Origin of the sequence: Jejubacter calystegiae, from assembly GCF_005671395.1 — a bacterium.
Taxonomy (GTDB): Bacteria; Pseudomonadota; Gammaproteobacteria; order Enterobacterales; family Enterobacteriaceae; genus Jejubacter; species Jejubacter calystegiae.
Window position 1 is genome coordinate 3289444 of sequence record NZ_CP040428.1, and the last position, 13044, is coordinate 3302487.

Consider the following 13044-nt stretch of genomic DNA (forward strand, 5'->3'; position numbering starts at 1 on the left):
ACGTAGTATGCTGCTGTTCTCCAAAAGTGAAAATAAAGACAAGCGAGAAGATAGCGTTTTTTATGTTTTTTCTCGTTCGCCATTGCTGAACGAAAATTTAACCAGTGAATTACGACTTGCCGGATTGCCCCATGTGCGGGGGATTAAATGCAATATTTCCGATGAATTGCAGGGAAAGATCCCCCACGATATCAGCGGGGCGGTGATTGATATCGGTGATTGTACTGATGTCGATACGATCGTACAGCAACTACAGATGCTGATTCCCGGGGGCGTTTGGTATTGTGTGGTTGGCAATAGCGACTCGATTACGCTGGCTCAGCAGTTCTCCTGCTATAACGTCGCTTATTATCACTCTTCCGCTCAGCGTGATTTACTGGTGGAAGCTGCAGTGAACGGCTCCCAGGCGGTCACCAAAAAAAAAGCGATTATGATTAGCATTCTGGGTTGCAAGGGAGGGGTCGGCAATTCGCGTTTAGCCTGGCATATTGCGCGCAAGATAGCGGATGAAAAGAGAGTGGCGACGTTACTGGTATCTGGTAGCGGAGGAACCAGGGATATGGATATTATTTCCGGCAAAAAACTTTCTCACGAATATACCAGTGTCAAAAAACACCTGGATATTTATGGTGAACCGGTCGCACAGCTTAGCGAAGTCGCCGAAGATGCTTTTCATCGGTATAACTTCGTTATCTACGAGCAATCTATTCATACTGCATCGAAAGAGCAATTACGTGGATTCGCGGAACAAGCGCTATGTCTGGTGCTGGTTATCGATCGCAGTTTTTCTTCTGCCAGGGTTGCCCGGGCGATGCTGGAACAGGTGGAAGTTCTTTACAGAATTAACCGGCTGTCCCGCAGAGTCTACCTCTGTTTTAATGATAACCGCCCGGGGCAGCACAGTGGAATTACATTGGAGGATCTGGAGAAATTACTTGAGCAGCGAGTAGATATTCACATCCCCTATATAAAAAGCGGTCTTGAGAGAGTCAGTGCTTTACCTTCAGATGGCTTATTAACGTCACATGGTGCCAATAGCCTGGATTTGCTTGTCGATCGAATTTTAGGTGTTGCCCGTACAGAAAAGAAACTTTCTGTCCTTAATACTATCTTCCGGAGAATCAGAGCATGAGTCTATCGAAAGAAAATCAGATATTGCTACGCGAGGGTGTGTTAAAAAATATTGAAATTGCCAAAATAGAACAACTTATCGAAGATCGCTACGCTCTGGTTTCCGAGATGAATAGCGTTATTGAGAAGGTGGTGGAACAGGAAGATATCTATTTGACCGGCGGCGATCAGCGAGCCATGGCTGAGATTATGGCCGACGAGATTGTGGGATTTGGTCCGCTGCGAGTACTGATTGAAGATGACACCGTCTCCGATATTCTTGTTAATGGACCAGACAAAATCTTTGTAGAGCGTTATGGAAAACTGGAAATTACTCCATGCCGCTTCATTGATAATGCGCAGCTGACTGATGTCGCCAGACGGCTGGTCCAGCGCGTCGGGCGCCGTCTCGACGCCGGACAGCCGCTGGTCGATGCCCGATTGCTGGACGGTAGCCGCCTTAACGTTGCGATATCGCCGATTACGCTGGATGGTACGGCGATCTCCATACGTAAATTTTCTCGCCATCATTTGGGCTTCCAGGAGTTAATCGACTCTGGTGCGCTAAGTAGCGCTATGGCGGATTTTCTTGTTATCGCCGCCCGCTGTCGCGCTAACATTATTATTTCTGGCGGTACCGGATCGGGGAAAACGACGCTGCTGAATGCCTTGTCGGCCTATATTGATGAGAATGAACGTATTATTACTATGGAGGATGCGGCCGAACTGAGATTACGGCAACCTCACGTTTTACGAATGGAAACAAGAATGGCCGGTATCGAAAATACCGGAAAAGTGTCAATGCGCGCATTGCTTATTAACTCGTTAAGGATGAGGCCGGATCGGATCATTGTCGGTGAATGCCGGGGCGAAGAGGCTTTTGAGATGCTGCAGGCGATGAATACCGGGCACGATGGCTCCATGTCAACACTTCATGCCAACTCGCCGCGTGATGCGATTTCCCGCCTCGAAAATATGGTAATGATGGCGGGAATGGGTATTCCTATTGAATCAATACGGCGTAATATTATTTCGGCAATTAATATTATTATTCAGGTTTCGCGACTGAATGACGGCTCTCGTAAGATTATGAATATCAGCGAGGTGATGGGCATTGAAGGAGAGCATGTTATTTTGCAAAATATTTTTACATTTGAAAGTCGTGACAAACGGAACAGCGATGGCAGAATTCAGGGCGATTTCGTTAATCATGGATTACTGGTGCGCTCATCAATCATGCAAAATGCTACGCTCTTTAATTTAACTGAAGAGTTAAAGCAAATATTTAACATGAGAGTTTAATATGTATACAGCAATTGTGATAACAGGATTGGCTATCTTCGTGATAACCTTATTAAGGTACTGGAGGATTCATCGGGTTATCGATGCGGCAGCGCTGACACGTGTCGTAGAGAGGGCTGAAGGAAAAAACAATTTCATTGTTGAGTTATATACCGAGTGGCGTAACTATGCTTTTGGCTCAGTGATATGGGGAATCAACGGATTTATTATCTCGCTAACCTTGCTATTGCTCTCATTATTTATCAATTATTATTATCTGGACTTCCCTTGGGTCTTTTTTATTCTTACTGTTTGCGTGGTGTTGGTTGTCACGCAGATTCGTATGGGGCGGGCAATAAGGAAAAAATACTTTGAGAATAAGTTTCCGGAGGTACTGACTGTTATTAGCTCTGCCATCTCAGCAGGCAACAGTATTCAGCAGGCCATGGAACGGTGCGGTACGAATATTGATGGCGATATGGGAAATGTTTTTAACAATGTCAGTCGACGTTTAAATCTGGGGGAAGAGCCCGAAAGGGTATTTAATGATGCCGTTAACATATATCGTTATCGGGAGTTTTATTTTTTCTTTATTGTTATGATGGTGAGCCTACAGCGAGGTGGCCAGTTACGTACGTTAATTAGTCGTCTTTCCCGAACGATTAATATAAATAAAAATATGGACAAAAGGAAAAAAGCCATGACTTCAGAAGCCAGAGCGTCAGCAAAGATAGTTGCAGCTATTCCTGTTATCTTTTTTCTGGGGATGAAGTTTTTGAGCCCTGATAACTTCGACTTTATTGTTAATGACAGTACCGGAAGATACATTCTTTATTATGTTTTATCCAGTGAGGTTGTAGGGTTATTGATTATCAACCTTCTGGTAAGGAAAGCAATATGACATTTTTAGTCATGCTGGTTTTTGGCGTAGTTATCTTTCTGTACCTGGTCCACCGGGAGCTGACGATCTATAAAAAAATGAGCCTGGTTAATTCTGAATCACAAGAGTCTGGCGTCGTGTCCAGAACCACAGTAGATATTAATGCCATTATTATATCGAACAGCCGTATTCTACTTTTCCTGAAAGAGGTAGATAGCGATCTGAGACGTAAGATTAAAACGACGCTGGTCCTGTCTTTTCCTGTTTTCATTCTGTCGTTACTGCATGTTTTGCCAGTCAGTTACCGACAGTGCGCAATGATTATGATGGTGATTATGGTAGCGACGATCGTGGTTCCGGGAGCGATCGTTGGTCCTGTCATTCATCAGAAGTTAAAACGTATGACAGATATACTGCCGTATTTTATTGAGTTAACCGCCGTTTGCGTTCAGACGGGGATGACGGTTGAAAGCTCAATTAAATACGTTGCCATACGCTTTGATAAAATGGATGAAAATCTTTCTGCGATCATGATGTCAATTTCGAGGAAAGCGGAGGTCGCTGGACTGGAAGAGGCATTGGGCGAGCTTTACCATTCAACAGAGACCCCTGAGCTAAAAATGTTCTGTGCGACATTACAGCAAAGCGTTCATTACGGTACTTCGCTTTATGAAAATTTGTTGGAACTGGCTCATGATATTCGCGAGTATCAGTTACTTCATATAGAAGAAAAAGTCGGAAAGTTATCGGCAAAAATGAGCATTCCCTTGATTTTGTTTATTATGTTCCCCATTACGATTCTTATTTCGGCACCAGGGATATTAAGGATAATGAAACATGGTATTTTCTAAAAAAACTCTTGTAATTGGCAGCGTACTTTTTGTATTAACAGGATGCAGCTCGATGAGCGGTTTTCATGCCAGTACTGAGAATACTCAGGTACAAGAGGATATCTATCTTAAATCCAGGAACTATACGGGGCTGATTAATCTGTATCGTAGCTCTTTGAAGAAAAAAGATGATCCTAAAATCCGTTACAAGCTATCTAAGTATTATTATCAGGCGGGGGATTATAAATCATCACTCTATTACTTACAGCCACTTTTAAAGAATCCCGATCAGACTATTTATACGCTTCAGGCACAAAATATGATATCTCTTGGTGACTATCCCCAGGCGATAAGAGTGACTCAGCAAATGTTATCTCGCGATAATAAATATGCGGAGGCTTATAATTTAAAAGGAGTTGCTCTGGCACTGTCAGGAAAATATTCTGAAGCCAACGCTGCGATTCAGCAGGCCCGGGATATGTTTATCGCCGATGATGTGGCCATTAACAATATGGCAATGATCGCGTTGCTCGATCAGCGGTACCAGGATGCCGTAGGGTTACTACTGCCTCAATATCTGCGAGGGCGTAAACAGGAGCGCATGATTCATAACCTGGTGGTTGGTCTGGTGAAAGTAGGAGACGCAGGTTATGCAAAACAAATTGTTCGCGCCGAAAATTTGAGTGATTATCCGGATGAGCTTATTGATTCTCTAATTAGCCTGGGGCCGATTAAAAATGAGGTGTTATAATTTAAAGAAGACGTTTTCCCGCGATCAAACTGGAGTAGCGAGCATTGAATTTTCTCTTTCAATTATCGCCTTTGTTATATTGCTATTTTTTATTGCGGAGATAGCTCGTATGTCTTATATCTCTGCGGTGCTGGATCTGGCGCTGTCCGAAGCCTCCAAATCAGCAAAGAACGCATCAACGTTTGATTCCAGCTATCAAACGCGATTTCGTCAGCGCTTTGTGAGTAACGGAGGACATTTATGGGACTTTTTGACAAAAAATAATGAAGTAGAGCTCAGGGTTTATTTTAGTGATTCTGTTGGCGATATGATAAGAAACGGAGGTAGCTCGTCAGCAAACTCCAGAAATATGGCATTAGCCAGATATCAGGTCCACTATCGTTATCAACCTATGTTTTTTCCGTTTCCTGGCTTTTGGGCAAATAGCTTGCTATATCGGGAGGTGATCTTTGTTCAGGAATATGAACGCTCAAAGTTTATGGACTAATCAGAAGGGAGCAGTCGCCGTTGAATTTTCGTTTATCGCGATAATCCTGGCGCTGATTATGGTGTTGGCGTCCGAACTGGTGATGAAACAAACTCTGGTAGGCAAACTCGATCGCATCTCTTATTCGCTGGCGGGGATCCTCAGGGAGCGTCAGCAGCTTTATGCGGAACGCGAGGAGATAGCTCCGACGGAGTTAGCCGAGATGCGGGCGCTGGCTGCGAAGATGCTGGCGGATATGCATTACCCGCACAGCGGGCAGGTCACTATCGGGCTTGAGGCTTTACATTTCGCACCGGTAAGTGATTTGGTGAATAAGAATAAGGTCATTTCCCTGAATCAGACTATCCGCGATCCCGGCTGTGTTTCGCCCGCGGGAGATTTAATAACCCTGAAAGAACTTTCCCCGTTGGGAAGCTACGGTCGATGGGTGCCGCTATACCAGGTCACGGTCTGTCTGCCGCAGAGCTCATTATTCAATATCGCCAATTTTTTTCGTTCTACGGATCAGATCGTTTCTTATGCCGTTGTCATGGCGAGGTAGCAGAGAAACATGAAAGTAATGATATTCGTGTTAGCGCTTTGTCTGGCGCAATACGCTGTCGGCGCGACGACGAACCATGCTGTTCTTTTTATTGACTCGGCAAGACCCGAGCAGGCCGCAATGATTGAAGCACTGAATAGCGCGTTTTTTTTAGCGCCAGCCTGCGCGCCGGGCTAAAGGTGACGGCGTATGACATTAATACCGATACGACCCATCGCGGTTTTTCCGGCGATGTCGACTATCGCAGAGATTTTGATGGAAAAGCGGTGGCGCAGATGAGACCAGGAGCTTTGCCTTATCTGTTCTGTTTACGAGGTGGGCAACGGATTGTCCGGCAACTGACCATTGGTAGCCAGGAGGAAATAAAGTTATGTCTGGGCAGTTAATTCAAAAATATCTTTTACGCCTGGCGCGCAATCAGGATGGTGCTTTTGCAGTCTCTTTTGTGCTGGCATCGGCTTTTATTATGGCGATGTTATCGCTGGCATTAGATGGTTCTCGCTATATCACTGAGCGAGCCAGACTCTCCGATTCCCTGGAGCAGGCTGCATTAGCACTGACGTCGGAAGATAACCCTGAAGGCGATCCACGTAACGATACGCTTGCCAGACACTATATTTCGGCTTATATGCGGCACAATACCGGCATTGCTCAGCCCGTTATTCGCAAGCTGCAGGGTGTTTCAGCCGAGAATGCGCGTTTATTCTATACGGAGTTTAGAGTGAGCGCCCGGGTGAATGAGAATTCGTGGCTGGCCAGCGATTTTTTCCCCAGCTTTGATCGTTCGGTAACTATTGGCAATAACGGTGCAGCAAGAAAGTTTCGTTCCTACATGGACGTTATGTTTGTTACCGATTTTTCGGGCTCAATGAAGGGGGCTTTTGATAATCACATAAAAATTGATGAGCTTAAACGAATTGTTCTGCAACTGGCCCAGGAACTTTATCATTACGAATTGCAGAATAAAGTGGGATTTGTTCCTTTCGCTTATGGAACCCGTGATGGAAATGCCTGCAACTTTCAGTTCGTCAGTAAGTCCGGAAAGCTCCCGGAGGACTATCTGGTACGACCGGGCGGTAGCGGTAGGCCGTATGAAGAATACCAGAGGATTGCTGATGCCATTGACTACACTGCGACAGTGGAGCGGATCCCTTATCCATCAACCGACTTTATCTTTCCATATTCACAGACGCCCAGCGATTCATTCTGTTTACGAGGAACAGTCTCCTTTAATTTACCGTTAAGCGGAGATATTGCCCAGGTAAATACGATTAATACAATGACGCCTAACGGAGGAACGTTAGTGGCTTCAGGAATGTTATTGGGAACTCAATATCTGATGGCCGGGGATGCGCCAAGGAAAGTACTGGTGATCGTCTCTGATGGCCAGGACGATCCCACAGAGTCGAAGGGGGTAGCCAATATCAGTCAACGTTTGGTGGATTCCGGAATGTGCAACAAAATTCGCCGGGTACTGACCACGAAAGAGAGCGTCGGCAAATTAGCATTTATTGCAATTGGCTATGAGCCCACAATGGATTGGGAGTCATGCGTAGGGAAAAATAACTTCTTTTTGCCCCAGGATGTACCTGCTTTACGTGATGCAATGCGCCGGGCGGTATTTGAAGAGGTCGGGCATAACACCCTGAAAGATGAATGATAATATTTTTAAAGGTTTACTAAGAATTAATGACTTAAGAATAATTAAGTTTCCTCCTATTATTTTTTTCGGCGCCACAGATAACGTCGTTAAATGATTTAGATGTTAATCACAGGTGCCTGTTACAGGACACGACTACTTAGTATCTGGAGTCGTAAATTTAATTTATCACAGGATTGATATTTTAATGAAGTTAAAATCTACTATTGCCACACTGGCTGGCCTGGTCATCTCTGCATCGGCTATGGCTGCAACGCCTTCCAGCTACGATACTAAATTCAACGTTAGTGCGAATGTGCCTACGGGAGTTTATATTTCAGATCCGGATGGCAACCCCGTAACTGAGGTTGATGTCGTGCTGACCGCACAACCGAGTGGTTTTATGGAAGCAGTCACCGATCAGCTTCGTCTGCGCAACAACGATCCGACAGGAGTTAAAGTCTCTATGATTCTTGATGACTCCCTGGCTTCTACCGGTTCACCATTTGCGCTGTGGAGCAATGCAGGGGGCTCTCTTAAGTCGATGAAATATACTATTCAGGCCATGACCACAGCTGCTTCATCGGCGACTTTCACCAACTCCGGCGACAGCAGCGATTTTACTCTGAGCAATGTACAATCAGGTTTTGCTGATGAACCGGTTCAGTTTAAATTCGTCTCTGTCGATAAATCGTTGGATATTGCGAAGGGTTATTACACTGGCGTTGTTTACGCGAATGTAAATGCCGCACCGTAATCGATAATTCGCACTCTATGGTCGGTGGTTTCCACCGGCCATTTTGGATGGGCCTGACCTATGTCTAATAAACTATTATTATTTTGCGGCTCTCTTTTATTTTTCATGTCTTCCGCTAATGCCGGGGCTGGACGATCTTCGCAGTTGTCATTGGGTGTTGATGCATTGCTTGAAGCCAGGGTGGCTCTTTATTACAGGGGAGAGCGGGTGACGGATAAAAGCATTGATTTTCCGCTTCCTGTCAATGCTGCTAACGGTTTCTTTGAAGAACTGAGTGATTACTTTTATGTCGTTGGGAATATTGAAAATGCGAAGGTGAAATTTGCTGATGAATTTATTCTTGATGATGAGGAGGCTCCGGGCAGGAATATCTCTATGGTAGGAGCGTTTGTATTCAATGAAATACGCTATGATGTGACATCAGACTTAACCGTTCCTGTTCTTCGTGATTTTCGGCAGGGTACTTCGACTAATGGTTTTAAGGTTCATATGAAATCACAACATCTGGCGCATAATTATCCTTCAGGGCGTTATGTTAATGTGTTTACTCTTATTTTGACGCCTGCCATGTGATGGGGCCAGCGGATGAAAAGGACATTTTCTACCAATACGATTATTATCGTAGGATGCGTTTCATTTTTTTCGCTTTCGATTCCTGTTGTGGGTTATGCGATCTCATTACCTGCGGGTTTTGAAGATATTTATAATCAGAAGAATAGCGGCATTTTTGAAATTACCCAGCGTAATCACTCTTTGGGTTCGGTGACCGTGAAATACGATCGTGAGCAGGTTTGGCTATCGACGGTGGGGGCGTTGGTTGATCAACTCTATGATCCGGATATGCCTCGTCTGAGCATATCGCGTGATAAGCTTATGAGTGAACTTTCGTTGCCGCTGAAGCGAGTATCTAAAGCCGGTTATGATGGTAACGCGATTAATGCACGAATTGATGAGTCGACAGCTGTTATCGAATTGATCTTCCCGGAAAGTTATTTTAGTACACAGGCATCAGCAACCGACAGTCCGTTGATTGTCTATAAGAGTCATCCTGGCTATGTCCATAGCCACAATCTGAGTTATCTTTCAGATAATTTTAACGACAGTTTCGCTTTTACCTCAGTCGATACTCTGGGGTTGACGGGAAACAGCTATATCAATGGTGTGTGGAACTATACTGATGGCTATAATTTTACCCTGGATGAACTCGCGTTAAATATTGAGCAGCAAAAAATTCATTATAAGTTAGGGCGGCAGAGAATGAGCGATAGCTTGTTAAATTCCACGCCTTCGGTGAGTTACAGCTTCTTTTCTCCTGTCAGTATTGATGGCGTTTCCCTTGGCTATTCGCCTGAACACTATGTTTATCGAAACAGCGGCGCCGCTTCTCCGGTGACCGTTTACTTTCCGGATAGCGGTACAGTTGAGGTTTATCGCAGTGGTCGTCTGATTGATATGCAGCAGTTTCCTGCTGGTATGCATCACCTGGATACCGAGACCTGGCCTGCCGGCGGATATACGATCGAATTGATCGTTAAATTGGCTAACGGAACCCAGCAGCGTAAAAGTCAACCGTTTTACAAGCGTACCGGGACATTCCGTTCGGGGGATATCGAGTATTTAATTCAACTTGGCCGTTACGATGAGCGGCAAGGACAGTTCAGATCGTCTCGCTATAGTGATGATTCCTCCCGGGTGGACGGCAACATGATGGGCAGTGCGCTGCTGGGTTATACCACGCAGTCGGCGACCTCTGTAGGCAGCGGGCTTCTGGTCGACGATAGCCACTACTATTTCAGCGGCAGTCTTGATATGCCGGTTGATACCTGGATTGCTGAACGTTTTTATAGTGATGGTTTGCTGGGCGAGCATGGAAGCTATGCATGGATGGCGGGAATCAATAAAAATTTTGGCCACTATGGATTCGATCTGAATTATAGAACTAACCGCTATAAGGGCCCCGAGACGTTTTATCATCGCGTCGGCATTGTCTCTGCCTATGACTATGATACCTGGCAGATGAACGCCAGTACGCTGCTCCCCTGGGGGATTGGGCTTTCTGTAAGCTATGGCCTGGAGACGCTTTATCATTCCTGGGGCCGCCAGAATAGATCCCGCTATGAAAACTGGGATGTGAATTTGAGTAAAGACTTTTTGTTGAGCGAGCTGGTTAACCTCAGGATGGATTTAGGGTATCACCAGGGGAATAATGATTATCGTTATGATAATGCCAGCGTCAGCAGCCAGAGTTTTACCCGGGATCGCCGTGTTTATGCTCAGTTAACTCTTAGCGCCCGGGAGCGCAGCTATAATCACTATCAGTCGTTTTTTCTACGTTCGCGGATGACGGATTCCGATAGTGAAGGTGATTCATTCTCCGGCGATTATAATCTTGATATCTATAACCCGGAATTCGATCGCTCCGGTAAATATTCCATGAGGGCTGGAATAACCAAAAACAATAACGGGCAAAAGATCGCCACTGCGGGAATGACTGTCGATAACAATTTGGGTTATACCTCGGCCAGTATCAGCAAAGACTTTGGTCATAATGGCTATACCCAGAAGTATCTGGCTCAACGTAGCGGGTTTGCGATTGGCGATGGTCAGGCGAGCTTCGGCAAGCTTGATACCGTCAGCGCATTGATTGTCGACGCCACTGACTTACCGCAGGGGCAATACTTTGAAGTTCGTAATAAGACCGGCACTCCGACGGTGGTTGAAGGCGGTAGTAAAACGACATTGAGTCTGCAACCCCACCAGAAAATTTCGCCAGTTGTGGATCAGGTATATACCGGAGATCAGCAGGAGTTTTATACCTTCAAGACCCGAACGACTTCTACCTGGATTATGCCGGGCCAGGTCTACACCGTGAAGGTTGAAGGGAAAAAGAATCAGACTGTTACCGGTCGTATCTATTTTGACGGACGACCTCTTGGCAGCGCCAGGGTGGTTGGTGGGAATACGGTTACTGATGAAGAAGGATTGTTCGTTGGTGATTTTTCCCTTGCTGTTAATGACAAAATTTCTGAACTGTCGGTTATTCATGACGGGGTGAACTATGTCTGTCCGCTACAAGAAGAAAATATTAAGTTGACGCATGGCGTCATGCAGATTCGTGAGGTTAATTGTGAAATTAAATAAAAAAGCACTGGCTATTGGGGCTGTGTTATTCGGAACAGGGTTGCTGCCAGTGATATCGCAGGCGATTGAGGTATTTCCCATAGTTAAAGAAATTGCACAGAGTAAGCCTCGCGATAACTTTATTACTGTGCGTTCCATGTTTACGGCCAAACCCGAACTTGCGGAAAATAAATCTGAAAAAGAACAATATGAATTTGTCACACTGGAATTGTTTTCTATTACTAATCCCGGGGCCGGGAATGAGATTCTGGAGAAAGAGCTGGGTAAGGATTCACCCTATCTGGTTTATTCGCCCAGCAGGATCATTATTCCTTATGGCGAACAGCGAAAAATTCGTATTATGCCGATGAAGCCGGTAGAACAAGAGAAGCTTTTTCGTTTACGGGTGCGTCCGAGCTACCCCGAGGATTCCCTGGAGCTCGGGAAGGTCCGTTTTGCCATCGGTTACGATGTCTTAATTCGCTATCTTCCAGAGGGGCCGCATCGCCAGGGCATAAGCATTCAATGTAGCGGGACTCAGTGGACGATTAGTGCGACGGGTAATGTGCGCAGTGAAATGCGCAAACTGGTGATCGACGGTCGTCAGGATCAGGACATTTTTAATGTTTATCCGGGCTATCCCCGCACGCTGAAAGTCAACAAAACCCTGGCGTTCGAGATGGATAACGGGCTTTACAGCTACGACAACTGCAGTCGTAAGGAGTAACGGATGAGGCCGCTACTGTGTGGTGTGGTTTTACTGTCATATTCCGCATTCTCCGGGGCTGCCGATCTGGTATTCCGTGTTCAGCCCGGCCAGACGGTTCAGATCATTCAGGAGGGAGGAAATGCACAGTGGGGGTCTGGTGTACTCGCGCGTCGCGCAGAGGCCGGCACCCGTCTGATGGTTAGGCTACAGGCTGCGGGTAAAGGGGAATGCCGTAATGGAATATTGGGGGGGAGCAGCGAGCTGGAGGCGATTAAGATCCCAATGGTCGCTGTCAGTACTGGCGATCGGCGGGGGAAAACGCTGGTTTGCGGCGATACATTGGAAAGTGCCAGTGGGTTCCTGGGAGTTAAAGTTCGGGAACACGCTGCCCGTGTGACACCTGAACAAATACCCTCAGTTTCTTCAGCGTTGCTGAATCAGCGAATATTATTAGGCAACCTGAGCTTTTACTCAGAGGATAAGCTGCTTGGCGTTGATTCGCTGTATGTCGATCTGTCGTCGATATTGTCTGACCAGCCAACGCTAATGGCCTCTTTTACGCGGCGTACGGCTTTAGTCTTAGGAGACGTCGGACCCTTTAATGACGCCAGTACGGAGACGCAGTTGACGGTCGCGAAAACTCAGCGGGCGACGATGGAGGCCCTGGCATATACCCTGCAGTTCGAATCTTCACATAAGCATAGCGATCGGTTCTTACTTAAATCCTCGCTGGAAGATAAATATGTTCCCTATCAGGTCGCCATTGCGGGCAGGGCGATAGGTCCGGCGGATATTTATCGCGGCGTGATTCCATCAGGGCTCCTGGCCACGGATGTCCTGACGATAAAAGTCTCTGTGGCAGGTAAGGACACGCATGGCATCATCGCCGGATCGCGTTTGTCCGACACGTTAACGGCTGTGGTTACGCCTGAGTTATAA

Annotated in this window: 15 protein-coding genes; all 15 read left to right on the top strand. The window is 46.1% G+C overall.

From position 1 onward, the window contains the following. The first annotated feature begins 7 nt into the window (after positions 1-7). Positions 8-1132: a CpaE/TadZ family protein gene (locus tag FEM41_RS15170; protein ID WP_138096923.1), complete on the top strand. Its 1125-nt coding sequence runs from the start codon at positions 8-10 to the stop codon at positions 1130-1132. Then, complete coding sequence (locus FEM41_RS15175) at positions 1129-2412, top strand: TadA family conjugal transfer-associated ATPase (RefSeq protein ID WP_138096925.1); 1284 nt, start codon at positions 1129-1131, stop codon at positions 2410-2412. The genes FEM41_RS15170 and FEM41_RS15175 overlap by 4 nt, the downstream gene beginning before the upstream one ends. Before the next feature lies 1 nt (position 2413). After that, positions 2414-3292, top strand: a complete 879-nt coding sequence (locus tag FEM41_RS15180; protein ID WP_138096927.1) for a type II secretion system F family protein — start codon at positions 2414-2416, stop codon at positions 3290-3292. Next, positions 3289-4122, top strand: coding sequence for a type II secretion system F family protein (locus FEM41_RS15185; RefSeq protein WP_138096929.1), 834 nt, complete (start codon positions 3289-3291; stop codon positions 4120-4122). Before FEM41_RS15180 ends, FEM41_RS15185 begins: the two co-directional genes overlap by 4 nt. Beyond that, a complete protein-coding gene (locus tag FEM41_RS15190) occupies positions 4109-4852 on the top strand; it encodes a tetratricopeptide repeat protein (protein WP_241666505.1) in 744 nt (247 codons plus the stop codon). Before FEM41_RS15185 ends, FEM41_RS15190 begins: the two co-directional genes overlap by 14 nt. Then, a complete protein-coding gene (locus tag FEM41_RS15195) occupies positions 4839-5339 on the top strand; it encodes a TadE/TadG family type IV pilus assembly protein (RefSeq protein WP_138096932.1) in 501 nt (166 codons plus the stop codon). Before FEM41_RS15190 ends, FEM41_RS15195 begins: the two co-directional genes overlap by 14 nt. After that, the gene (gene tadF / locus FEM41_RS15200; RefSeq protein WP_138096934.1) at positions 5314-5880 is read left to right on the top strand and encodes a tight adherence pilus pseudopilin TadF; all 567 of its coding nucleotides are present in this window, start codon (positions 5314-5316) and stop codon (positions 5878-5880) included. The genes FEM41_RS15195 and tadF overlap by 26 nt, the downstream gene beginning before the upstream one ends. 9 nt (positions 5881-5889) lie before the next feature. After that, positions 5890-6057, top strand: a complete 168-nt coding sequence (locus tag FEM41_RS24560; protein ID WP_168198803.1) for a hypothetical protein — start codon at positions 5890-5892, stop codon at positions 6055-6057. A gap of 2 nt (positions 6058-6059) precedes the next feature. Next, positions 6060-6266 (top strand): hypothetical protein, encoded by a 207-nt coding sequence (locus FEM41_RS15205; RefSeq protein WP_138096936.1) that lies wholly within the window; start codon positions 6060-6062, stop codon positions 6264-6266. Further along, on the top strand, positions 6251-7540 hold the full coding sequence (locus FEM41_RS15210; RefSeq protein ID WP_138096938.1) for a TadE/TadG family type IV pilus assembly protein: 1290 nt from the start codon (positions 6251-6253) through the stop codon (positions 7538-7540). Before FEM41_RS15205 ends, FEM41_RS15210 begins: the two co-directional genes overlap by 16 nt. Positions 7541-7727: 187 nt before the next feature. Continuing rightward, positions 7728-8276 carry a hypothetical protein gene (locus FEM41_RS15215; protein WP_138096940.1) on the top strand — a complete coding sequence of 183 codons (549 nt, stop codon included), beginning with the start codon at positions 7728-7730 and terminating at the stop codon, positions 8274-8276. 60 nt (positions 8277-8336) lie between these two features. Beyond that, positions 8337-8849, top strand: coding sequence for a hypothetical protein (locus FEM41_RS15220; protein WP_138096942.1), 513 nt, complete (start codon positions 8337-8339; stop codon positions 8847-8849). 12 nt (positions 8850-8861) lie between these two features. Beyond that, on the top strand, positions 8862-11417 hold the full coding sequence (locus tag FEM41_RS15225) for a TcfC E-set like domain-containing protein (RefSeq protein WP_138096944.1): 2556 nt from the start codon (positions 8862-8864) through the stop codon (positions 11415-11417). Next, complete coding sequence (locus tag FEM41_RS15230; RefSeq protein ID WP_241666506.1) at positions 11404-12123, top strand: hypothetical protein; 720 nt, start codon at positions 11404-11406, stop codon at positions 12121-12123. Before FEM41_RS15225 ends, FEM41_RS15230 begins: the two co-directional genes overlap by 14 nt. A 3-nt stretch (positions 12124-12126) precedes the next feature. Then, the gene (locus FEM41_RS15235) at positions 12127-13044 is read left to right on the top strand and encodes a hypothetical protein (RefSeq protein WP_138096946.1); all 918 of its coding nucleotides are present in this window, start codon (positions 12127-12129) and stop codon (positions 13042-13044) included.